The sequence below is a fragment of the Rhodoferax sp. BLA1 genome (assembly GCF_013416775.1).
Classification (GTDB): Bacteria; Pseudomonadota; Gammaproteobacteria; order Burkholderiales; family Burkholderiaceae_C; genus Rhodoferax.
In genome coordinates, this window is the sequence record NZ_SZVI01000005.1 from 133587 (window position 1) to 155091 (window position 21505).

General features: G+C 60.7%; 20 protein-coding genes. 13 read left to right on the forward strand and 7 right to left on the reverse strand.

The features are described from left to right. Positions 1-13: 13 nt before the first annotated feature. Positions 14-280 carry a DUF2164 domain-containing protein gene (locus tag FDG13_RS06285; RefSeq protein WP_180125952.1) on the reverse strand — a complete coding sequence of 89 codons (267 nt, stop codon included), beginning with the start codon at positions 278-280 and terminating at the stop codon, positions 14-16. A 4-nt stretch (positions 281-284) separates the two neighbouring features. Then, positions 285-1220, reverse strand: a complete 936-nt coding sequence (gene argC / locus FDG13_RS06290) for an N-acetyl-gamma-glutamyl-phosphate reductase (RefSeq protein ID WP_180125953.1) — start codon at positions 1218-1220, stop codon at positions 285-287. Positions 1221-1372: 152 nt separating this feature from the next. Between argC and sucC the strand changes: the two genes are divergently transcribed. From sucC to FDG13_RS06315, 5 genes are all read left to right on the forward strand, one after another. Then, positions 1373-2542: an ADP-forming succinate--CoA ligase subunit beta gene (sucC, locus tag FDG13_RS06295; RefSeq protein ID WP_180125954.1), complete on the forward strand. Its 1170-nt coding sequence runs from the start codon at positions 1373-1375 to the stop codon at positions 2540-2542. Positions 2543-2560: 18 nt separating this feature from the next. After that, positions 2561-3454 (forward strand): succinate--CoA ligase subunit alpha, encoded by an 894-nt coding sequence (sucD, locus tag FDG13_RS06300; RefSeq protein WP_078364848.1) that lies wholly within the window; start codon positions 2561-2563, stop codon positions 3452-3454. Between the two features lie 263 nt (positions 3455-3717). Further along, a complete protein-coding gene (locus FDG13_RS06305) occupies positions 3718-4509 on the forward strand; it encodes a Stp1/IreP family PP2C-type Ser/Thr phosphatase (protein WP_370528174.1) in 792 nt (263 codons plus the stop codon). A 58-nt stretch (positions 4510-4567) separates the two neighbouring features. Next, positions 4568-5203 (forward strand): FHA domain-containing protein, encoded by a 636-nt coding sequence (locus FDG13_RS06310; RefSeq protein ID WP_180125955.1) that lies wholly within the window; start codon positions 4568-4570, stop codon positions 5201-5203. Between the two features lie 78 nt (positions 5204-5281). Next, entirely contained in the window at positions 5282-7657 is a 2376-nt protein-coding gene (locus FDG13_RS06315) for a GspE/PulE family protein (RefSeq protein WP_180125956.1), read from the forward strand. Between the two features lie 128 nt (positions 7658-7785). On the opposite strand, the gene FDG13_RS06320 is transcribed toward FDG13_RS06315, so the two are convergent. Next, positions 7786-9906, reverse strand: a complete 2121-nt coding sequence (locus tag FDG13_RS06320; RefSeq protein WP_180125957.1) for an acetyl-CoA hydrolase/transferase C-terminal domain-containing protein — start codon at positions 9904-9906, stop codon at positions 7786-7788. A 144-nt stretch (positions 9907-10050) separates the two neighbouring features. On the opposite strand from FDG13_RS06320, the gene FDG13_RS06325 reads away from it, so the two are divergent. Further along, the gene (locus FDG13_RS06325; RefSeq protein WP_180125958.1) at positions 10051-10896 is read left to right on the forward strand and encodes a M48 family metallopeptidase; all 846 of its coding nucleotides are present in this window, start codon (positions 10051-10053) and stop codon (positions 10894-10896) included. Positions 10897-10920: 24 nt separating this feature from the next. Here FDG13_RS06325 and rsmI read toward each other — a convergent pair whose 3' ends face one another. Then, complete coding sequence (rsmI, locus tag FDG13_RS06330; RefSeq protein WP_180125959.1) at positions 10921-11859, reverse strand: 16S rRNA (cytidine(1402)-2'-O)-methyltransferase; 939 nt, start codon at positions 11857-11859, stop codon at positions 10921-10923. On the opposite strand from rsmI, the gene FDG13_RS06335 reads away from it, so the two are divergent. The 3 genes from FDG13_RS06335 to FDG13_RS06345 all read left to right on the forward strand — a co-directional run bounded on the left by FDG13_RS06335 (position 11858) and on the right by FDG13_RS06345 (position 13605). Continuing rightward, on the forward strand, positions 11858-12250 hold the full coding sequence (locus FDG13_RS06335) for a YraN family protein (protein ID WP_180125960.1): 393 nt from the start codon (positions 11858-11860) through the stop codon (positions 12248-12250). The two genes, rsmI and FDG13_RS06335, sit on opposite strands and share 2 nt — an antisense overlap. Before the next feature lie 114 nt (positions 12251-12364). Next, positions 12365-12964 carry a phosphoheptose isomerase gene (locus tag FDG13_RS06340; protein ID WP_180125961.1) on the forward strand — a complete coding sequence of 200 codons (600 nt, stop codon included), beginning with the start codon at positions 12365-12367 and terminating at the stop codon, positions 12962-12964. Continuing rightward, the gene (locus FDG13_RS06345; protein ID WP_180125962.1) at positions 12961-13605 is read left to right on the forward strand and encodes a BON domain-containing protein; all 645 of its coding nucleotides are present in this window, start codon (positions 12961-12963) and stop codon (positions 13603-13605) included. The genes FDG13_RS06340 and FDG13_RS06345 overlap by 4 nt, the downstream gene beginning before the upstream one ends. A 131-nt stretch (positions 13606-13736) precedes the next feature. Here FDG13_RS06345 and FDG13_RS06350 read toward each other — a convergent pair whose 3' ends face one another. The 3 genes from FDG13_RS06350 to FDG13_RS06360 all read right to left on the reverse strand — a co-directional run bounded on the left by FDG13_RS06350 (position 13737) and on the right by FDG13_RS06360 (position 17104). Then, positions 13737-14654, reverse strand: a complete 918-nt coding sequence (locus FDG13_RS06350) for an NAD(P)-dependent oxidoreductase (RefSeq protein ID WP_180125963.1) — start codon at positions 14652-14654, stop codon at positions 13737-13739. A 21-nt stretch (positions 14655-14675) separates the two neighbouring features. Beyond that, on the reverse strand, positions 14676-15812 hold the full coding sequence (locus FDG13_RS06355; protein WP_180125964.1) for a PilT/PilU family type 4a pilus ATPase: 1137 nt from the start codon (positions 15810-15812) through the stop codon (positions 14676-14678). A gap of 248 nt (positions 15813-16060) precedes the next feature. After that, positions 16061-17104 carry a type IV pilus twitching motility protein PilT gene (locus tag FDG13_RS06360; RefSeq protein WP_180125965.1) on the reverse strand — a complete coding sequence of 348 codons (1044 nt, stop codon included), beginning with the start codon at positions 17102-17104 and terminating at the stop codon, positions 16061-16063. 36 nt (positions 17105-17140) lie between these two features. Here FDG13_RS06360 and FDG13_RS06365 point away from each other — a divergent pair, with 36 nt between their 5' ends. The 4 genes from FDG13_RS06365 (at position 17141) to FDG13_RS06380 (ending at position 21441) form a co-directional block, all read left to right on the forward strand. Further along, positions 17141-17833: a YggS family pyridoxal phosphate-dependent enzyme gene (locus FDG13_RS06365; RefSeq protein ID WP_180125966.1), complete on the forward strand. Its 693-nt coding sequence runs from the start codon at positions 17141-17143 to the stop codon at positions 17831-17833. A gap of 206 nt (positions 17834-18039) precedes the next feature. Then, a complete protein-coding gene (locus FDG13_RS06370) occupies positions 18040-19332 on the forward strand; it encodes an NAD(P)/FAD-dependent oxidoreductase (protein WP_180125967.1) in 1293 nt (430 codons plus the stop codon). A gap of 73 nt (positions 19333-19405) precedes the next feature. Continuing rightward, positions 19406-20188: a DUF1365 domain-containing protein gene (locus tag FDG13_RS06375; RefSeq protein WP_180125968.1), complete on the forward strand. Its 783-nt coding sequence runs from the start codon at positions 19406-19408 to the stop codon at positions 20186-20188. 11 nt (positions 20189-20199) lie between these two features. Beyond that, positions 20200-21441, forward strand: a complete 1242-nt coding sequence (locus FDG13_RS06380) for a cyclopropane-fatty-acyl-phospholipid synthase family protein (protein WP_180125969.1) — start codon at positions 20200-20202, stop codon at positions 21439-21441. Positions 21442-21505 lie beyond the last annotated feature (64 nt).

A 21505-nucleotide genomic window follows, 5' to 3' on the forward strand; every position in this document is an offset into this window, starting at 1 on the left:
CGCAGGTCGGGCGTCAGGTACCGCGTCGTCGACCGCCGTTCCAGTAGGCGAATTCACTCTCATGGCAATCGATGTCGAGCTCGTTGACACGGGCCAGCATCTGCGCCTGGGCGTCAGCCACCCCCTGGTTGTAAGCGCTCGGCGCCAGCTCCTTCAGGAAAAAGTCGAGCAGTTCGGCGGCCTGCATGTTGCCAATACGCATGTCCATGTGGGCCGTGAACCAGCGCTCGATCGAGGTCACCGCCGTGGCGCGGGTTTCCTTGGACAGCTCAACCGCCATGGACTCAGAGCCCCAGCATCAGTTTGAGGTTTTGCACCGCCGCGCCGCTGGCGCCTTTGCCCAGGTTGTCCAGCCGCGCCACCAGCAGCGCGTGGCGGAAGTTATCGCTGCTGTCTTGGTTGCCAAACACGCGCAGCTCCATGGCGTCGCTGCCGTCGAGTGCCACCGCGTCGAGTTTGTTGTCTGAGCTGGTTTCCACCACACTGACCCATTGACTGCCTGCGTAATGTTTGGCCAGTGCCTGGTGCAAGTCGGCCACACTGGGCTGGCCGGGCAGCTGGTCCAGGTGTAACGGAATCTGCACCAGCATGCCTTGTTTGAAGTTGCCGACCGAGGGCACAAACAGGGGGCGACGTGTCAAGCCGGTGTTGGCCAGGATCTCCGGGATGTGTTTGTGTTTGAGACCCAGCGCGTACAGCTCATAAGCCGGGGCTTTGCCTTGTTCGTAGGCCTCAATCATGGGGCGACCGCCGCCTGAGTAACCACTCACCGCAGGCAGGCATAGCGGGAAATCCGCCGGGATCAGCCCAGCATCCACCAGCGGGCGGATCAGGGCGATGGCGCCGGTGGCGTAACAACCCGGGTTGGCCACGCGCCGCGCGGCTTGGATGGCCTCGCGCTGGCCAGCACACAGTTCGGCAAAACCGTAGACCCAGCCCGGTGCAGTGCGGTGGGCGGTGGAGGCATCGATGATTTTGGGGCCTTTTGTGCCTGTAGCCCTTTCAATATCAGCGATCATTGATACAGATTCAATAGCAGCCTCGTCATGCAGACACAGCACCACCAGATCCACCTCGGCCATCAGCGCACGCTTGGCGGCGGCGTCTTTGCGCAGCTCGGGTGCGATGCTGACCAGTTCGATGCCGTCCAGATGCTGCAGGCGGTCGCGAATCTGCAGTCCGGTGGTGCCGGCCTCGCCATCGATGAAGATTTTTTGCATGGTGAATAAAAACGCCTGGTCTTGTAAGACTGGCTAAAGAATGAATCAATTCATCATGATACAGTCCGCGACGCATCACCCAGCGTCGGTAAACCGTTGCCCACAAGCGGCTTTCAGGTGCACTTTTAACATCCGTTCCCGAGAGAGACCTCATGAAAATTCACGAGTACCAAGGCAAGGACATCTTGCGCCAAGCTGGTGTGCCAGTGCCACGTGGCATTGCAGCATTCACTGTTCAAGAAGCGGTAGAAGCCGCACAAAAACTTGGCGGCCCGGTCTGGGTGGTCAAGGCGCAGATCCACGCCGGTGGGCGTGGCAAGGGCGGCGGCGTGAAGCTGGCGCGCTCGATTGACGATGTGAAAAAGCTCGCAGGTGAGATCCTGGGCATGCAGCTGGTGACACACCAGACCGGCCCCGAAGGTCAAAAAGTGCGTCGCCTGCTGATTGAAGACGGCGCCGACATCAAAAAGGAATACTACGTCTCGGCGGTGACAGATCGCGCCAGCCAGCGCGTGGCGATGATTGTCTCCAGCGAAGGTGGCATGGACATCGAAGAGGTGGCGCATTCCACACCCGAGAAGATCATCACAGAAATCGTTGACCCGGCCACCGGCCTGACCGATGCACAAGCGGCCAAACTGGCCAACGCGATTGGTGTGCCGACTGGCTCGGTCGCCCAGGCCGCTGACGTGCTGCAAAAGGTCTACAAGGTCTACATGGACACCGACGCCTCGCTGGTGGAAATCAACCCCATGATCTTGGAAGGCAATGGCGGCATCAAAGCCATCGACGCCAAGTTCAACTTTGACGCCAACGCGCTCTACCGCCACCCGGAAATTGTGGCCTACCGCGATCTGGACGAAGAAGACCCGGCCGAGGTCGAAGCCAGCAAGTTTGACCTGGCCTACATCAGCCTGGACGGTGACATCGGCTGCCTGGTCAACGGTGCCGGTCTGGCCATGGCCACCATGGACACCATCAAGCTGTTTGGCGCTGAACCCGCCAACTTCCTCGACGTAGGCGGCGGCGCCACCCCCGAGAAGGTCACCGAAGCCTTCAAGATCATGCTCAAAAACCCCAAGGTCAAGGCCATCCTGGTCAACATCTTTGGCGGCATCATGAAGTGCGACACCATCGCCACCGGCATCATCACCGCCTGCAAGGCGGTCAACCTGTCGGTACCGCTGGTGGTGCGCATGAAGGGCACCAACGAAGAAATGGGCAAAAAGATGCTGGCCGAGTCGGGTCTGCCGATCATCAGCGCCGACACCATGGCCGATGCGGCCCAAAAAGTGGTCGCTGCCGTCAAAGCCGCAGCCTGAGACTGAATAGGAAACACCATGTCCATCCTCATCAATAAAGACACCAAGGTCATCACCCAGGGCATCACCGGCAAGACCGGTCAGTTCCACACCGAAAAGTGCCAGGAATACGCCAATGGCAAACATTGTTTTGCCGCCGGTGTGAACCCGAAAAAGGCCGGCGAATCCATCTTCGGTATCCCGATTTACGCCTCGGTCAAAGAAGCGGCCCAGGAAACCGGCTCCACCGTGTCGGTGATCTACGTGCCGCCCGCAGGCGCCGCTGCCGCCATCTGGGAGGCTGTCGAGGCTGACCTGGACCTGGCGATCTGCATCACCGAAGGCATTCCGGTGCGTGACATGCTCGAAGTGCGCAACAAGATGAAGGCCAAGGAAGCCGCTGGCGGCAAAAAGACCTTGTTGCTCGGCCCCAACTGCCCGGGTCTGATCACACCAGACGAGATCAAGATCGGCATCATGCCCGGCCACATCCACCGCAAGGGCCGTATTGGTGTGGTCAGCCGCTCCGGCACCCTGACTTATGAAGCGGTAGCGCAGCTGACCGAAATCGGCCTGGGCCAATCGAGCGCGGTCGGCATCGGTGGTGACCCGATCAACGGCCTCAAACACATCGACATCATGAAGGCCTTCAACGACGATCCTGACACCGATGCGGTGATCATGATCGGCGAAATCGGTGGCCCCGACGAAGCCGAAGCCGCACGCTGGTGCAAGCTCAACATGAAAAAACCCATCGTGGGCTTCATCGCTGGTGTCACCGCACCCGCAGGCAAACGTATGGGCCACGCTGGTGCCTTGATTTCGGGTGGTGCAGACACCGCCGAAGCCAAGCTGGCGGTGATGGAAGAATGTGGCTTCAAGGTCACACGCAACCCGTCCGAAATGGCCAAATTGCTCAAAGCTTTGCTGTAAACCTGTTGGGGGTGCCGGCCACTCTGGCCATGGCACCTGCAGGACCAAGCGTTCAAGCCCTGGCGGCCTGAACGCTTTTTTTATGCCCCTGTGGCCACCTCACAAAACAAAGAAGCCGGACAAGCGCCCGGATGGTCGGCAGGTGGGCCGCACATTCAAGGCAAAATGCGGCGTTAGGCCTTCACATTGCCACAACGGTGGCTTTGACTCCCCCTTCAGGAACCGCCAATCAAGGACAGGCTGGACAGGAACATTGACGATTCATGATGCATTACAGTTTTCACGCACTGACCGACGCCGGCCTGGTCAGGGCCAACAACGAGGACGCCCTGGCTTTTGATACCGCTCTGGGCGTGGCTGTTCTGGCAGACGGCATGGGTGGCTACAACGCCGGTGAAGTGGCCAGCAGCATGGCGGTGCAGCTCGTCACCTCTGAGCTGGTGCGCTGGCTGTCTGCCGATGACACCCAGCACAGCCCCTCACAAGTGGCCAGGATGCTTGAAACCTGCTTTGACGAAGCCAATGTGGCCATTCTGAACGCGGCCAATGCCAACCCACAGTACGCTGGCATGGGGACCACCCTGGTGGCCGGTGTGTTCCATGGCGGAAAACTGATTCTGGGGCATGTGGGTGACTCGCGTTGTTACCGCCTGCGCGACGGGGTGCTGACCCAGATCACCAAAGACCATTCGATGCTGCAAGAGCAGGTGGATGCTGGTTACCTGACACAAGAGCAGGCCGCATTTGCGCCTGGCAAAAATCTGTTGACGCGGGCGCTTGGGGTGGAGGACGTGGTGCGGGTCGAAATCCACGAACATCCGGTCCAGGACGGTGATCTGTATGTGATGTGCACCGATGGCCTGACCGACATGTTGACCGACAAAGACATCCTGTCCAGCCTGAACAACCACAATAACCTGACTTTGGTGGCCACCGAGCTGGTGGCCCGCGCCAACCTCAATGGGGGACGCGACAACATTTCGGTCTTGTTGGCACAGGCTGGCAAGGCGCCGGAAAAATCCGGTTTAATCTCACGCTTGTTCGGCAAGCCCTGATCCATGAGGGCAACATGCCCGGTTCAAACCCATATACTGCGTTGTACAGGAGAGAATCATGCCCCACATAACGGTGATGATGGACGGCGTCGTCCACAGTGAAGTCACGCTGACCAAGGACCGGACAAGCATTGGGCGCAGGCCGTACAACGACGTCGTGATTGAAAACCTGACCGTCAGCGGAGAACATGCGGTGCTGATCAAAACCGGCGATCAGGTGGCGGTCGAAGACCTGCACAGCACCAACGGCACCTACATCAACGGCAAGGCCGTCAAGCGGCAAGTCCTGCAGCACGGTGATGTCATGGAGATGGGCAAATACAAGATCCGCTTTGACGCTGCCGGGGCCGACGATGCCTATGAACGCACCATGATGCACAGGCCGCAAGCGCCTGCGCCGATGCCTGTGGCCCCCACGGCAGCGGTTCCAGAGCTCAAAGGCGCCATCAAGGTGCTGACCGGTGCCGCTGCGGGGCGCGAGATGGCCCTGACCAAAGTGGTCACCACGGTGGGCAAACCCGGGGTGTCGGTGGCCGCCATCACCCAGCGTCGTCACAACTACTTTGTGCACCACGTCGAAGGCCAAGATCGCCTGACACTCAACGGCAACACCGTGGGTGATGAGCCCGTTGTGCTGAAACACGGTGACCGGATTTTGCTGGCGGGCACAGAAATGCAGTTCCTCCAGAGCTGACCCATGTGGACGGCTGACCCGGTACACGGGTTGGCCACCAACTCCGGAACCCCTTGCTCTGTTTGAGATCAAAGCGCCATGAACACCGGCCTCAAAATGCACCACGTTGATCGAAGTGGCATGACGTTTGAAGCGCTTTTTTACAAGCAGCTTCAGCATGTGACCGCCCGCATCCACGAAACCGACAACATCGAGCAGATCATGCTCGAAGCCAGCCAGGACATCTGCAAGCTCTTTGATGCCGACCGCTTGACCTTGTATGTGGTCAACGAAGACAACACCGCCATCATCTCCAAGGTCAAGACCGGGCTCAACAGCAGTCGCGACCTCAAGCTGCCGATCTCCCCGCAGAGTATTGCCGGGTATGTGGCCTACAGCCACATGCTGGTGAACCTGCCCGATGTGTATGACGATGAGTCGCTCAAGACCATCCACCCGGCCTTGTCGTTTTTGAAAGAGGTGGACAAACGCTCGGGCTACCGCACCCGGCAGATGATGGTGGCGCCAATTCTCGAGGGCGAAACGCTCTACGGCGTCTTGCAAGTTATCAATAACAAGAGCAACAAACCCTTTGGTGATCTGGAGATTGAGGGTATTTCTCAGTTGTGTAAAACCCTGGCCACGGCGATCCGCCACCGCATCCATGGCACCGAGGAAGGTGTACGACGCATGGTGACCAAATACGATGGGTTGGTTTCTGAGGGCGTGATGACCGCCAGTGAGTTGCAGCAATGCCTGCAAGACGCACGTGCCCAGGGGCTCACGGCTGAGAGTTTGTTGCTGACCCAGTACCAGGTGCGTGCGGCGCAGATCGGGCCATCGCTGGCCAAGTTTTTTGGCGTGCCTTACGAGCCTTGGATCGAGGGGCGCATCCGCGCAGAGGCCTTGCACGGCGCCCTCAAGCGCGAGTTCATTGAAGAACAGGGCTGGATTCCGCTGGAGGATTCACCCGCCGGGCTGGTCATCATGTGCCTGGACCCGGAGGCGGTGCGCAGCTCACGCATCGTACAACAGGTGTTTCCGCGGTTCACCAGCTTCTCGTACCGGGTTACCACCCACACCGAGTTTCGCGACACGCTGGGGCAGATTTTTGGTATCGAGGTCACAGGCGGCAGCATCAGCGAGATGCTGGCCGATATGGACAGTGGCCCGATGGATGATGAGGGTGGTCTCAGCGACGCGCTGGAATCGGCCGCAGCCGACAACGAACTGGTCAAGTTTGTCAACAAGGTGATCATCGACGCGCACCACCAGGGCGCCTCAGATATCCACATCGAGCCGATGCCGGGCAAGTTCAAGACCGGCATCCGTTTTCGCATTGACGGGTCCTTGCAACCCTACATTGAGGTGCCATCCCACTTTCGCCAGGCGATGGTCACCCGCCTGAAAATCATGTGTGACCTTGACATCTCCGAGCGTCGCAAGCCGCAGGACGGCAAGATCAAGTTCAAGAAATACGGCCCGCTCGACATCGAACTGCGGGTGGCGACCATCCCGTCTGCCGGTGGGGTGGAAGACGTGGTGATGCGGATTCTGGCCGCTGGTGAGCCGATTCCGCTGGACAAGCTCGGTCTGACCAGCCACAACATGGCGCGCGTGATCCAGACCATTGAGAAGCCCTACGGCCTGTTTTATGTGTGTGGCCCCACCGGTTCGGGCAAAACCACCACTTTGCACTCGATCCTTAAACACCTGAACAAGCCTGACACCAAGATCTGGACCGCCGAAGACCCGGTCGAAATCACCCAGAAAGGGCTGCGCCAGGTGCAGATCAACCGCAAGGCCGGTATCGACTTTGCGCTGATCATGCGGGCGTTTTTGCGGGCCGACCCCGACATCATCATGGTCGGTGAGTCGCGCGACAAGGAAACCGTGGCCATGGGGGTGGAGGCCTCACTCACCGGGCACCTGGTGTTTTCCACCCTGCACACCAACTCGGCACCCGAGTCCATCACCCGGCTGCTGGACATGGGCATGGACCCGTTCAACTTTGCCGATGCACTCTTGGGCATTCTGGCGCAGCGGCTGGCCAAAAAGCTGTGTATCTGCAAGGAAAGTTATGTGCCCGACGCCGAGGAGCTGCGCCTGTTTGCCATGGAATACGCCGAGGAGCTGCGCCACTCAGCCGCCTGGGCACAGGACTACGAGGGCGCCTTGACGCAATTGATTGACCGCTGGAAGCAGTTGTACGCCGACAACGGCCAGCTGCACTTTTACCGCCATGTGGGCTGTGACAAGTGCAACCAGACCGGCTACAAAGGCCGTGTTGGCCTGCACGAGCTGCTGATCGCCGACGACGGCATCAAGAAGCAGATCCAGGAGCGCGCCCGCGTCGCCGAGGTGTTTGCCACGGCGGTGGAAGGTGGCATGCGCACCCTCAAGATGGACGGCATGGAAAAAGTCATGATGGGTCTGACCGACCTCAAGATGGTGCGCTCGGTCTGCATCAAATAGACACGGGGCGCCGCTGACTTGGGTGCAGTGGGCAAATGCCCAGCCTGATGCTCTGTCTGTGTCTATATGAAGAATTGGCCTCTAGCCCTTATTAGATAAGGGTCTAAAGCTATTCTTTTTGATCAGCATCACAGGCTATTGGCAAACAGGCGGCGCATCACGCGGTCCTTGAAGCTGTGCACCTCGTCGAGCCCCAGGCGCGCCAGATAAGCGGGCGGCGCCTCTTTGCCCTCCCACAGGCTTTTGACCGCCATCGTGACCAATTCGGCCGGGTGGTGGCTGGCGTGTTTCATCTTTTTCAAAGCCCGCACCATGTGCAACTCGTCTTCGGTCAGGTCGGTGCCAAAGGGGAAGTCGGGCAGCAGCCCGGCCTCGGACCAGGGTTTGATCTTGGCGGCGATCACCTCGGGCAGGTTGTGGCGGTAACACTCGGGCACTTCGTAGTCGGCTTCGAGTTTGCCGTGGGCCTTGGCTTGTTTGACCAGCTCGTCCTGGAAGCGTGAGTCGGCAATCGCAATCAGGCGTTTGACCACCTCGCCATCCGACTGACCACGCAGTTCAGCGATGCCGTATTCGGTGATCACCACATCACGCAAATGCCGCGGAATGGTGACGCTGCCGTAGTTCCAGACGATGCTGCTTTTGAGGCCATGTTTGTTGTCATGGGTGGCGCGCAACATCATGATCAGGCGCGCGTCCGCCAGCGCGTGGGACATCGCGACAAAGTTGTATTGGCCACCCACCCCACTGACCACCTGACCCGACTCCAGCGTGTCGCTGGCCGCCGCGCCCAGCAGGGTCACCACCATGGTGGTGTTCATGAAACTGGCCTTGCGCCGCTGGGCACGTTTGAGCGCATCGTTGCCATAGAGCTGGTTGATGAAGTCGATGCGCGTCATGTCGATCTTGGCCAGGTCTTGCGGCGCCATGGTGCGCAGGCGTTCGTAGAAGTCGCGTGGCCCCAGGAAAAACCCGCCGGTCATGTACATCCCATGGAGCAGGTGGGTACCCAGCATGTGCTGGCTCACCAGCGCAAAGCTGGCCGGCTCGCGGATCTGGTTGCTGCACTGGTGGCTGCCACAGCGCAGCTGCTGGCCATGCAGCACCACCTCGGCACGCAGGATGCCATAGTGTTTGAGGAAGTCCAGGTCCTCCTCGGAGAGTGGGGAGCGGATGCGCCCGGCATCCAGCAAGGCCTGCAGCATGTGAGGCGTGACGCAGTTGTCCGGGATCTCACCGCTGTTGAGCAGCTGTTGCAACACCGCATCGTCATACACCTCGCGGCGAATGATGCCGGCCTCGATCAGGCGCAAAAAGGCGTTGACCAGCATCTCCGAGCAGCCATACAGCCCGATGTCAAAACGCCCAAGTTCCCGTCCGGCCAGCCCGCCCGGGCAGATCGATTCCAGAATGCGCCGGTACTCCGGCCCATGGCGGTCCCGCACGATCAACGACTGGCCAATCGCATCCCCGAGTGAACCAATGCCAATCTGCAAGGTGCCACCGTCTTGCACCAGACTCGATGCATGTAAACCAATGGCGTAGTCGGCGGGGCTGACCTTGTTGTTGGGCGGCGCAAACACATCGTGGGTGCCCGCCGGGTCGGTCACCACCACATCAAAAAAATCGGGGCTGACCTCGGCGCCATTGGGCATGAAGGGCGTCTTGTGGTTGATGACACCGACCGTGATGACCGGTTGTCCGCTGGCGCGCACACTCTCAACCACCGCCTGGGTGATATCGGGGTTGCTTGAGAGGCTCAGGCGCAGACTTTCCCCCTCACCCTTGGCAGCTACCGCTTGCGCCACCACATTCATGCCTTGCACCGCCATGTCACGCGCAGCAAAGGTGTAGTTGGTGGAAATATGGCCCATCTGCGCGGCGACGTTGCCAAGGTAGTCGCCGGTTTTCATGAAAAATTCCTGCACCTCGATGTTGGGGGGCAGCTGGTTGGCGCGCAGGTCCTTGACGTAGTCCAGGTCCGGGTAGTCACCAAACACCCGTTCGACCAGGGGTTGCAGAAAGTTCTTCTCCAGCTCACTGTGGCCGACCGGTTTCTCCAGTGACAAGGCGGTGATGATGCGCAACTGGCGCGCCGGGTTGGCCTTGATGCGCTGGTACAGCGCATTGACCAGCGGGTTGGGTTTGCCCACACCCAGCGGAATACCCAGCACAATCGGCCCGGCAACGGCGTCCAGAATATGGTCCACACAGGCGTCCATCGACGCAACAAACAGGGGGGCGGTCATCAAATGTCTCCTAGGCCTTGGGCGCAAATGGTTTTTATGTGGCTTGAATTTTCGCGCCTTGAGCCACAATTGCACAGACAAAATTACGAATCTGAGGGCCTCACTCTACAGAAGGGCCATGTCAGTTGACAGGACAAATCAACCATGAATAACCACCATAGCTGCTACTTTTGCGCGCAGCGGCGATTGCTGCTGCAAGGTGCCGCCCTGACACTGGCTGTGCCGGGCGCAAGCCTGCAGCTGGCGCAGGCCGAAGGGGTGGATGTGGGCCGCAACTCGGTGTTCACCAAGCTGGTGCCTGCCGAAACCATCGAAAAATCGGCCGCCCAGCAGTACGCGCAGATGCTGCAACAGGCCGCCGCGCAGAATGCTCTGGCGGGCAAGGACAACCCCCAGCTGCGCCGCCTGCGCACCATGGCCCAGAAGATCATCCCCCACGCGCTGGGCTGGAACCCGCGCGCTGCCAACTGGCGCTGGGAGGTCAACCTGATTGGCAGCAAACAAATCAACGCGTTTTGTATGCCAGGCGGCAAGATCGCGTTCTACACCGGCATCCTGGACCAGCTCAAACTCACGGACGACGAGGCGGCCATGGTCATGGGCCATGAAATCGCCCATGCGCTGCGTGAACACGCACGTGAACGCATGGGCAAAAACGCCGCCACTGGCATTGGTGCCACCTTGCTCAGCCAGGTTCTGGGCCTGGGCGAACTCGGGCAGACAGTGACCAACTACGGCGCCCAGCTGCTCACACTGCAGTTCAGCCGCAGCGACGAGTCCGAGGCCGATCTGGTCGGCATGGAGCTGGCAGCCCGCTCTGGTTTTGACCCGCGCGCCGGTGTCAGCCTGTGGCAAAAAATGGCCGTGGCCAACAAGGGTGCACCACCCCAATGGTTGTCGACCCACCCGGCGGGTACAACCCGCATCGCCGACATCGAGGCCAATCTGCCCAAGGTCTTGCCCTTGTATTCACGCGCCCGGGCGGGCTGACACCCAGCACAGCTGCAGCTTTGTTCAACCGGCCTTGAGCGCCAACGCCAACTCATACAAGGCGTTGCGCGGCTCGCCGGTGATCTCGGCGGCCAGTTTCACCGCAGTTTTCAGCGGCAGTTCAGCCAGCAACAGCTGCAGCACACGGGTGTCCGGCCCGGCGCTGGCCGTCGCGGCTGCCGGATGCAAGACCAGCGCAAATTCACCCCGTGTTCGGTTGGCATCGGCACTGAGCCAGCCCGGGAACTGGCTGGCCGGCAACGTGGCAATTTCTTCAAACTGTTTGGTCAACTCCCTCCCCACGGTCAGCGGCCGCTCACCGAGCACGGCCAGCGCACTGGCCAGGGCCTCGATGCGGTGGGGCGCCTCCAGCAGCACCACCGCACGTGATTCCGCAGACAGCGCCAGCACAGCCACAGAGCGCTCCGTGGCTTTGGCGGACAAAAACCCGGCGAACACAAAACCGCTGTGCCCGCTGCTGTCAGCCAGCACACCGGCCGCACTCAACAGCGTGATCACACTGCTGGCGCCGGGCAGCGGCACCACAGTGAGACCCGCCTCGCGCACCCCGGCCACCAGCCGGGCGCCAGGATCGCTGATGGCGGGCGTACCCGCGTCGCTGACATAGGCCACCCGCTGGCCTTGCTGCAGCCGCTCCAGCACCGTTTGCACCGCTTGCGCCTCGTTGTGCTGGTGCACCGCCAGCAGTTGCGCCGGCGTTTTGTCGATGCCATAGGCGCGCAGCAGCGCCTGGGTGTGGCGCGTGTCCTCACAGGCCACCACGTCGGCCAGTTGCAGAAGGTGCAAGGCGCGCAAGGTGATGTCGGCCAGGTTGCCAATCGGTGTGGCCACCACATACAGGGCACCGGGCAGATAATTCTGGCCAGCGGCAGCGTCACGCGCCGCCTGCAAAGCATTGACAAAGCTGCTGCTTAGCCGGGACAAGGGGGGAGAATTCAACATGGGACTTCTTTCGACAAAAGGGCAGCTCAAACCGCGCACCACCAAGCAGGCGGGCGACGCCGCCGAGGCGCTGGCGCTGCAGCATTTGCAGCGCGCCGGCTTGGTGCTGTTGCAACGCAATTATCGAACCCCCGGGCGCGGTGGCGGTGAAATCGACTTGATCATGCGTGCGCCCGACGGCACTTGTGTATTTGTCGAGGTGCGCCAGCGCCACAGTGACAGCCATGGCGGTGCGGCGGCCAGTGTCAGCGCGGTCAAACAAGGCCGGATTGTGTTGGCCGCACGCCACTACCTGATGCGCCTAGCACGCCTGCCGTCCTGTCGTTTTGATGTGGTGACGGTGCAATCGGGCGAGGTGGTGTGGATTCAGGGCGCGTTTGACGCCGCCTAGACAACACGATCCGAGCAGGTGGCACCATGGACAGCGGGTGTAAGACTTTGTGATAACCCGTTTTTGCCAGGGTTTTAAGACGTGGTTAAGTTCGGTCCGGGTATCATGCCACCCATGCTAGAGCAAAGAATCCAACAACATTTCATCGACAGTGCCGACCTGAAATACCAGGCCGCACCGGTCTTGAGTCAACCCATTGCCAACGCGGTGCAAGCCTTGTTGGCCTGTGTCACCAGCGGGGGCAAGGTGCTGGCCTGTGGCAACGGTGGCTCGGCCGCCGACGCGCAGCACTTCGCCGCCGAGTTTGTCGGCCGTTTTGAGCGCGAACGCCCCGAACTGGCCGCCATCGCTCTGACCACCGACAGCTCGATCCTGACGGCCGTCGGCAACGACTATGGCTTCGACGTCATTTACTCGCGCCAGGTGCGTGCCCTGGGCCAGGCCGGTGATGTGCTGATTGCCATCACCACCAGCGGGAATTCGGAGAATGTGCTCAAGGCGGTGGAAGCTGCCCACGAGCGCGACATGGTGGTGATTGGCCTCAGTGGTCGTGGTGGCGGCAAGCTCAACCGAGCGCTGCGCGACACCGATGTGCATATTTGTGTGCCGCACGAACGCACGGCACGTGTCCAAGAGGTTCACCTGCTGACACTGCACTGCCTGTGCGACGCGGTGGATGACCTGTTACTCGGCGATACGGAAAACCCCTTATGAACTACCCCTCACGACGACTTGTCAGCGTGATGGCGCTTGCCATTGGCCTGAGCACGGGCTTGACCGCCTGTTTCCCGGTGATCATGGGCGGCGCGGTGATGACCGGCTTTGTGGCCACAGACCGCCGCACCTCGGGCGCTCAGCTGGAGGACGAAGGCATTGAGTTACGCGCCGCCAGCCGCATCCGCGACAACCTGGGTGATCGCGTGCATGTGAATGCCACCAGCTACAACCGGCGTGTGTTGCTGACCGGTGAAGTCCCCTCGGCGCAAGACCGCCAGTTGGTGGAACAGGTGGTGGCACGGGTTGACAACGTGCAATCTGTGGTCAACGAGCTGGTGGTGTTGGGGACGTCCACGCTGACGCAGCGCTCCTCCGACGTGCTGGTGACTGGCCGGGTCAAGGCCGGTTTTGTGGATGCCAAAGACCTGTTTGCCAATGCCTACAAGGTGGTGACCGAGCGCGGCACCGTGTACCTGATGGGCCGCGTCACCCAGCGTGAAGCAGACCGCGCCACCGACATCGCGCGCTCGACCAGTGGTGTGCAAAAAGTGGTGCGGGTGTTCGAGATCATCAGCGAAGACGAGTTGCGCAACCTGTTGCCACAACCCGCACCCGAGTCCAAGACGACAGCCAAATAGGCCTGGAGTAGCTCTCGCAGTTCGAGTGCCACAGTCCCAAACCCAGAACACCATGGAACCGGCTTTGCCGGGCCGTTGGTGTTGCCCCCTTGAGGGGGTGACGCGCCGCCAGGCGCGGCTCAGGGGGGAACCTATTTCAAACGCTTGATCAGGCTGGAGGTGTCCCAGCGACGCCCACCCATGGCCTGCACATCGGCGTAAAACTGGTCCACCAGCGCGGTCACCGGCAACTTGGCGCCATTGCGCCGGGCTTCGTCGAGCACCAGGCCCAAGTCCTTGCGCATCCAGTCCACCGCAAAACCAAAGTCAAACTGATCGGCCACCATGGTTTTGCCACGGTTGTCGAGTTGCCAGCTTTGTGCGGCGCCCTTGCCAATCACGTCGAGCACTTGGTTCATGTCGAGCCCGGCCTTGTCACCAAAAGCCACCGCCTCGGCCAGGCCTTGCACCAGCCCGGCAATACAAATCTGGTTGACCATTTTGGCGAGTTGGCCCGCGCCGCTGTCACCCAGATAGGTGAAGGCTCTGGAGAAAGCCATCGCCACCGGCTGGGCGGCCTCAAACGCCAGTTTGTCACCACCACACATCACGGTGAGCACACCGTTCTGGGCACCGGCCTGGCCACCGGAAACCGGCGCATCAACAAAGCTCAGGCCCAGTTCTTTGGCGCGGGCATACAACTCACGCGCCACATTGGCCGAGGCGGTGGTGTGGTCCACCAGCACCGCACCGGCTTGCATGCCGGCAAACGCACCGTCTGGGCCGAGCACCACACTGCGCAGGTCGTCGTCGTTGCCAACACAGCAAAACACCAGCTCGGCACCCTGCACCGCCTGGCGTGGTGTGGCGGCGTAACTTACAGCATTTTTTTGGCCATCAGCCCTTGTGTATTCTGAACACCATGCTATGGATTTTGATGCTGTCCGGTTGTACACCGTGACCAAATGACCGGCACGGGACAGGTGGCCCGCCATCGGGTAGCCCATCACCCCCAGGCCCAAAAAGGCGACTCGGCGGGAGGGAATGGCTTCGTAGCTCTTGCTCGTCATGTATTGGGGTCTTTCAAAAAATCAGGTGATGGTGATGTTTTCGGTGCCAGCGGCAAGGTTGCTGCTTTTGCCGCGTTTGCTGTTGAGCTTGATTTGTAGACGCAGGTCGTTGACCGAGTCGGCGTTGCGCAGGGCGTCTTCATAGCTGATGCCACCGTCTTCGTAGGCCTTGAACAGCGACTGGTCGAAGGTCTGCATGCCCAGTTCGGTGCTTTTTTTCATGATCTCCTTGATCTCGGCGACCTCGCCCTTGAAGATCAGGTCGGAAATCAAGGGTGAGTTGATCATGATTTCGACCACCGCCGTGCGGCCCTTGCCATCGGGCTTGACAATCAGGCGTTGTGAGACCATGGCCTTGAGGTTGAGTGACAAGTCCATCAGCACCTGCTGACGGCGTTCTTCCGGGAAGAAGTTGATGACCCGGTCGATCGCCTGGTTGGTGCTGTTGGCGTGTAAAGTGGCCAGGCACATGTGGCCGGTTTCGGCAAAAGCAATCGCCAGCTCCATGGTTTCGCGGTCACGGATTTCACCCATCAGAATCACATCGGGCGCCTGGCGCAAGGTGTTTTTCAGGGCCGCGCCCCAGCTGTCGGTGTCGATGCCGACCTCACGCTGGGTCACCACACAGTTCTTGTGGGCGTGCACAAATTCAATAGGGTCTTCCACCGTGATGATGTGGCCATAGGTGGTCGAGTTGCGCCAGTCCACCATCGCCGCCAGCGTGGTGGTTTTGCCGGAGCCGGTGGCCCCGACCAAAATACACAGGCCGCGCTTGGCGTTGACGATCTCCTTGAGCACCGGCGGCAGTTTCATGCCGTCGATGGTGGGTAACACACTCGGGATCGTGCGCATCACCATGCCCACCTTGCCCTGCTGCATAAACGCATTGACCCGAAAGCGCCCCAGACCGGGCGGCGAGATCGCAAAGTTGCACTCTTTGGTGCGCTCGAACTCGGCCATCTGGCGGTCGTTCATGACGGAACGCGCCAGCGCAATGGTGTGGGTGCCGTTGAGCGGCTGCGGCGACACCTTGGTGACTTTGCCATCCACCTTGATGGTCGGCGGCAATTCGGCGGTCAGGAACAGGTCACTGCCGCCGCGCCCAATCATGAGTTTGAGCAGGTCGGTGATAAATGTCGTGGCTTGATCGCGTTCCATCAGAACACCTCCTTGTCTTTAAAACGGATGAGCTTGAACAGGTCTACGAGTGAACCAAATGAGGCCAGCAACGCCGTGGAACCGGCTCTGCCGGGCCACTGGCGTTGCCCCCTGCAAGGGGGAAAGCGGCCACACAGAGTGGGCAAGCCGGGGGGTGAGCCATGACGTTTCGGCGCCGGGCCGTCCCAAGCCGAAACCGCCCCCTTGGGGGGCAGCGCAGTACATGAAATGACAAGCGTGGGGGCATGTCAGCCGGGGAAGTTCTCAGGAATTTTCGCCTTGGTGCGGGCCTCGGCGGCGCTGATGACATTGCGCCGCACCAGATCGGTCAGGTTCTGGTCCAGTGTCTGCATGCCGACACTGTTGCCGGTCTGGATGCTCGAATACATCTGCGCCACCTTGCCCTCACGGATCAGGTTGCGGATGGCGCTGGTGCCCAGCATGATCTCGTGCGCGGCGATGCGGCCCTGGCCGTCCTTGGTTTTGCACAAGGTCTGCGAGATCACCGCCTGCAGCGACTCGGACAACATGGCGCGCACCATCTCTTTTTCTTCGGCCGGGAACACGTCAATGATCCGGTCGATGGTCTTGGCAGCGCTGCTGGTGTGCAGGGTGCCAAACACCAAGTGGCCAGTTTCGGCCGCTGTCATCGCCAAGCGGATGGTTTCCAGGTCACGCATTTCACCGACCAGGATCGCGTCCGGGTCTTCGCGCAGGGCCGAGCGCAGGGCCGCAGCAAAACTCTGGGTGTGGGGGCCGACTTCACGCTGGTTGATCAAGCACTTTTTGGACTCGTGCACAAATTCAATTGGGTCTTCGACGGTGAGGATGTGACCAAACTCGTTCTCGTTGAGGTAATTGACCATCGCCGCCAGCGTGGTCGATTTGCCCGAGCCGGTCGGCCCGGTCACCAGCACCAGGCCACGCGGTTTGAGGGCCAGGTCGGCAAAAATCTTCGGGCAGTTGAGCTGCTCCAGCGTCAGGATCTTGCTCGGAATGGTCCGAAACACCGCACCACAGCCCCGGTTCTGGTTGAAGGCGTTGACCCGAAAACGCGCCAGGCCTTCGATCTCGAACGAGAAGTCAATCTCGAGAAACGCCTCGTAGTGTTTGCGCTGGGCGTCGTTCATGATGTCGTAGACCATGGCGTGCACCTGTTTGTGGTCCAGGGCATCCACATTGAGGCGGCGCACATCCCCGTGGACGCGGATCATCGGCGGCAAACCTGCCGACAGATGCAGGTCGGATGCCTTGTTTTTGACGCTGAATGCCAGCAATTGGGTGATATCCACAAAACCCCCGGGATTGTTTGTTACGCTAAAGCAATTATGACCACGATTCCATTACAACTGGCTGCGGTGCGCTCGCGCCTGCAAGCCGCCTGCCAAAGTGCTGGCCGACCTGTCGATTCCGTCACACTTTTGGCGGTTTCCAAAACCTTTGGTACCGATGCCATTCAGGCCGCCTATGCCGCCGGGCAAACCTGGTTTGGTGAAAACTACATCCAGGAAGCGGTGCAGAAAATCACCGAGCTGCGCGCGCTGCCGCTGGTGTGGCACTGCATCGGCCCGATCCAGAGCAACAAGAGTCGGCTGGTGGCCGAACATTTTGACTGGGTGCACACTGTGGACCGGCTCAAGATCGCCGAGCGTCTGAGTGAACAGCGCCCGGCCCATCTGGCGCCGTTGCAGGTGTGTCTCCAGGTCAATGTCGACGGCGGCCCGACCAAGTCCGGCGTGCGCCCGGAGGAGGCGCTGGCGCTGGCCCAGGCGGTGGCCCAACTGCCGCAGTTGCGCTTGCGTGGCCTGATGTGTATCCCCGATCCAGCTCCTGATTTTGAAGCTGAATGTACTTTATTCACAAGGGCTAGAGACCTGTTTGATGCTTTAAAAAACGCAGGCCTGGAGCTCGACACCTTGTCGATGGGCATGAGCGCCGACCTGGAGGCCGCAGTGGCCTCGGGCAGCACCCTGGTGCGCGTCGGCTCGGCGATTTTTGGCGCGCGCAATTACCCGGCCTGACGGGGCCTGACCCGCCCTCGGCTGGGGCAACGTCTACACCAACTACCGCCGGGCAACTGCAGCCCTGCGGCGGCGCATCCATGCGCAGAGTGATCGGGCTGCCGCCGCATGGTCACCTTGAAATAGGTCAGCGTAAAACGATTGAATGTGCTAAATTACCAACCAGTCACAAAATTACGTCACCGTTTTTACCTGCCTCAACCCTTATGAAAATCGCCATTGTTGGCTCCGGCATTGCCGGTCTGGCTGTTGCCCACAAACTGCACAGCCATGCCGAGATCACCTTGTTTGAAGCCGACAGCTATTTTGGCGGCCACACCCACACGGTGGACATCACCCTGCCGACAGCGCAGGGCACGCAAACTTACGGTGTGGACACCGGGTTTCTGGTGTTCAACGAGCGCACTTACCCAAACCTGATCCAGTTGTTGGCCGACTTGCAGGTGCAAACTGCCAAGTCCGACATGTCGTTCTCGGTCCAGGTGCCTGGCCAGGCCGGTGGGTCACCGCTGGAATGGAGCGGCTCCTCGCTGAGCACGGTATTTGCCCAGCGCCGCAACCTGGTCAACCCACGTTTTTGGCGCATGCTGCGAGATTTGCTGCGCTTTAACCGGCTGACCACCGAACTGGCGCTGCAGGGCGTGGATTCCGAGCTGATGCAACCACTGGCCGACTTTTTGCGCCAGGAACAGTTCTCCGACGAGTTCCGCGACTGGTACCTGCTGCCGATGCTGGGCTGCATCTGGAGCTGCCCGACGAATCAGATGCTGCAGTTTCCGGTGGCCACCATGGTCCGCTTCTGCCACAACCACGGGCTGATCCAGGTCACCAAGCGCCCGCAGTGGTGGACGGTGCAGGGCGGCGCGCGCCACTACGTCGACAAAATTCTTGCCCACATCAGCGACAAACGCCTCAACACCCCGGTGCAACACATCACACGCGATGCCGATGGTGTGAGCATCACCGCCAACGGCTTGACCGAGCGTTTTGACAAAGTGGTGCTGGCCTGCCATTCAGACCAGGCGCTGGCCATGCTGGCGCAGCCAAGCCAGGCCGAGCAGCACACGCTGGGCGCCATTCAGTACCAGCCCAACCGCGCGGTCTTGCACACCGACACCTCGGTGCTGCCAAAAAACAAACGCGCCTGGGCTGCCTGGAACTTCGAGCGTGCCGCCGCCCCGGCCACCGCCCGGCGTGATGCGCGGGTCTGCCTGCATTACCTGCTCAACCAGCTGCAGCCGCTGCCTTTCACCCAGCCAGTGTTGGTGTCGCTGAACCCGGTGCACGAGATTGACCCGGCCAGCATCCACGGCGAATTTGAGTACGCCCACCCAGTGTTTGACCTGGACGCCATCCGTGCGCAAGCGCAGGTGCCTGCGTTACAAGGCCAGCAGCACACTTACTTCTGCGGCGCCTGGACGGGTTATGGCTTCCATGAAGACGGGCTGAAGTCCGGGCTGGATGTGGCACAGCGGCTGGCAGCACTGCCTTCTTTATAAGAAAACGGCCTCTAGCCCTTATTTATCAAGGCCCACCTGCTATGTATTTGCGCAACGTCACCAACACCCGGGCATGAACACGACCACCCCAGCCCCGCTGCAGCCGCTGATCGGTTTTGGCCAGGTGCGCCACACCCGCCTCAAACCCGTTCGCCACGACTTTCACTACCCGACCTACTTCCTGATGCTGCCGATGCGCAGCCTGCAGGCCAATGGCTCGGGCGCGCTGGCACGCAACCACTGGGCACCGCTGAGTTTTTACGATGCCGACCATGGTGATGGCCGGGGTGTGGCGCAAGGCGGCGCGCTGGCTTGGCTTGACGAACTGCTGGCGGGTGAAGGCATTGGGGACGCCACCGGTGAGGTTTGGTTACATGCCTACCCGCGGGTGCTGGGCTTCACCTTCAAGCCAGTGAGTTTCTGGTACTGCCACCGGCCCGACGGCAGCCTGCGGGCCATCGTGGCCGAGGTCAACAACACCTTTGGTGAGCGGCATTGTTATTTGCTGGACCAACCCGGCTTTGGCCAGGAATTGCGAGCGGCCAAGGTGTTCCATGTGTCGCCGTTTTGCCCGGTTGAGGGCGGCTACCGCTTTCGTTTCATGACCACGCCGGACTTCAAACGCACCGTGGCGCGTATCGACTTTGACGATGCTGCTGGCCCGCTGATCGAGACCAGTGTGGCAGGGCAGTTGGAGCCCTTGACCGCCCAATCGGCAAGGCGCGCCCTGCTGGGCTACCCGATGATGACCTTTGGCATCGCTTTTCGTATCCACTGGCACGCACTCAAGCTGTTTGTCAAAAAAGTGCCGTTCTTTCGCAAGCCCCCTCCGCCCGTTCACTTCACCACCCGTTGAGGTCACCCGCCATGCCCCCCACCAACAGCAGCACGACCAGTCGGGCGAGCGTTTTTGTTTTGCCCCAAAACTGCCCCAGACCCGCACGCACAGTTTTCAAGCTGCTGCAAAAACTGCAGCATGGCAGCCTCACCGTGCAGTTGCCCGATGGCAGCATGCAGCGTTTTGGCCAACAGACGCTGCCACATGCCACCCTGGTGTTGCACAACTGGACGCCGTTCAGCGCCGCGCTCAAGTCAGGCGACATCGGTTTTGCCGAGAGTTTCATCGCGGGTGACTGGAGCACCCCGAACCTGACCGAGCTGCTGCGCGTGCTGATCAAAAACCGCACCGAGGTGGAAGGTGTGATCTATGGCACCTGGCTCGGGCGCCTGCTGTACCGCATCAAACACCTGATGCACCGCAACACCAAGGCGAACAGCCAAAAAAACATCCACGCCCATTACGACCTTGGCAATGCCTTTTACAAGCTGTGGCTAGACGACACCATGAACTACTCGGCCGCCATTTTTGGCGGCGACCTGAACCAGCCCATGGCCCAGGCCCAAGATACCAAGGTGCGCCGCGCGCTCAGCATGGCCGGGGTGAAGGCTGGCGACCGGGTGCTGGAAATTGGCTGCGGCTGGGGCGCGCTGGCAGAAAAAGCCACCACCGAATTTGGCGCCCACATCACCGGCGTGACGCTCAGCACCGAGCAACTGGCCTTTGCCCAGAACCGCATGGCGCGCTTGGGTGTGGGCCAGCAAGCCGATCTGCGGCTGCAGGATTACCGCGACATCAACGACGCGCCGTTTGACGCGATCTGCTCGATCGAGATGATCGAAGCCGTCGGGCGCGAGTACTGGCCGACCTACTTTGCCACGGTGGCCAAGTTGCTCAAACCCGGTGGGCGCGCCTGTGTGCAGAGCATCGTGATCGACGACGCGCTGTTTGACCGCTATGTCAACTCCACCGACTTCATCCAGCAGTACATCTTTCCGGGCGGCTGCCTGCCGTGCCCACGCGAGTTCCGCGCCCAGGCCCAAGCGGCGGGGTTGGAGGTGGTGGACGAATACGCCTTTGGCCACGACTATGGCGAAACCCTCAAGCGCTGGCGCGACGCCTTCCTGAGCCGCCGTGCCGAGGTTCTGGCCAATGGTTTTGATGAGCGCTTCATGCACATCTGGGAGTTTTACCTAGCCTACTGCGAGGCCGCGTTTCTGGAAAACAACATTGACGTGCTGCAGTACACGTTGCGTAAGCGTGCGGATTGATTCAGGACGACGCCCGTGACAGCGCGTGGTCTATGGAAGTCCGGAGCCATTCCATGACGTGCCA

Coding starts and splice junctions, on each gene's coding strand:
- FDG13_RS06380 (WP_180125969.1), top strand. CDS start 20,200: ATGCCCCCCACCAACAGCAGCACGACCAGTCGGGCGAGCGTTTTTGTT.
- FDG13_RS06370 (WP_180125967.1), top strand. CDS start 18,040: ATGAAAATCGCCATTGTTGGCTCCGGCATTGCCGGTCTGGCTGTTGCC.
- FDG13_RS06335 (WP_180125960.1), top strand. CDS start 11,858: ATGGGACTTCTTTCGACAAAAGGGCAGCTCAAACCGCGCACCACCAAG.
- sucD (WP_078364848.1), top strand. CDS start 2,561: ATGTCCATCCTCATCAATAAAGACACCAAGGTCATCACCCAGGGCATC.
- FDG13_RS06340 (WP_180125961.1), top strand. CDS start 12,365: ATGCTAGAGCAAAGAATCCAACAACATTTCATCGACAGTGCCGACCTG.
- FDG13_RS06350 (WP_180125963.1), bottom strand. CDS start 14,654: ATGACGAGCAAGAGCTACGAAGCCATTCCCTCCCGCCGAGTCGCCTTT.
- FDG13_RS06305 (WP_370528174.1), top strand. CDS start 3,718: ATGATGCATTACAGTTTTCACGCACTGACCGACGCCGGCCTGGTCAGG.
- FDG13_RS06365 (WP_180125966.1), top strand. CDS start 17,141: ATGACCACGATTCCATTACAACTGGCTGCGGTGCGCTCGCGCCTGCAA.
- FDG13_RS06315 (WP_180125956.1), top strand. CDS start 5,282: ATGAACACCGGCCTCAAAATGCACCACGTTGATCGAAGTGGCATGACG.
- sucC (WP_180125954.1), top strand. CDS start 1,373: ATGAAAATTCACGAGTACCAAGGCAAGGACATCTTGCGCCAAGCTGGT.
- rsmI (WP_180125959.1), bottom strand. CDS start 11,859: ATGTTGAATTCTCCCCCCTTGTCCCGGCTAAGCAGCAGCTTTGTCAAT.
- FDG13_RS06375 (WP_180125968.1), top strand. CDS start 19,406: ATGAACACGACCACCCCAGCCCCGCTGCAGCCGCTGATCGGTTTTGGC.
- FDG13_RS06285 (WP_180125952.1), bottom strand. CDS start 280: ATGGCGGTTGAGCTGTCCAAGGAAACCCGCGCCACGGCGGTGACCTCG.
- FDG13_RS06310 (WP_180125955.1), top strand. CDS start 4,568: ATGCCCCACATAACGGTGATGATGGACGGCGTCGTCCACAGTGAAGTC.
- FDG13_RS06355 (WP_180125964.1), bottom strand. CDS start 15,812: ATGGAACGCGATCAAGCCACGACATTTATCACCGACCTGCTCAAACTC.
- FDG13_RS06345 (WP_180125962.1), top strand. CDS start 12,961: ATGAACTACCCCTCACGACGACTTGTCAGCGTGATGGCGCTTGCCATT.
- FDG13_RS06325 (WP_180125958.1), top strand. CDS start 10,051: ATGAATAACCACCATAGCTGCTACTTTTGCGCGCAGCGGCGATTGCTG.
- FDG13_RS06320 (WP_180125957.1), bottom strand. CDS start 9,906: ATGACCGCCCCCCTGTTTGTTGCGTCGATGGACGCCTGTGTGGACCAT.
- argC (WP_180125953.1), bottom strand. CDS start 1,220: ATGCAAAAAATCTTCATCGATGGCGAGGCCGGCACCACCGGACTGCAG.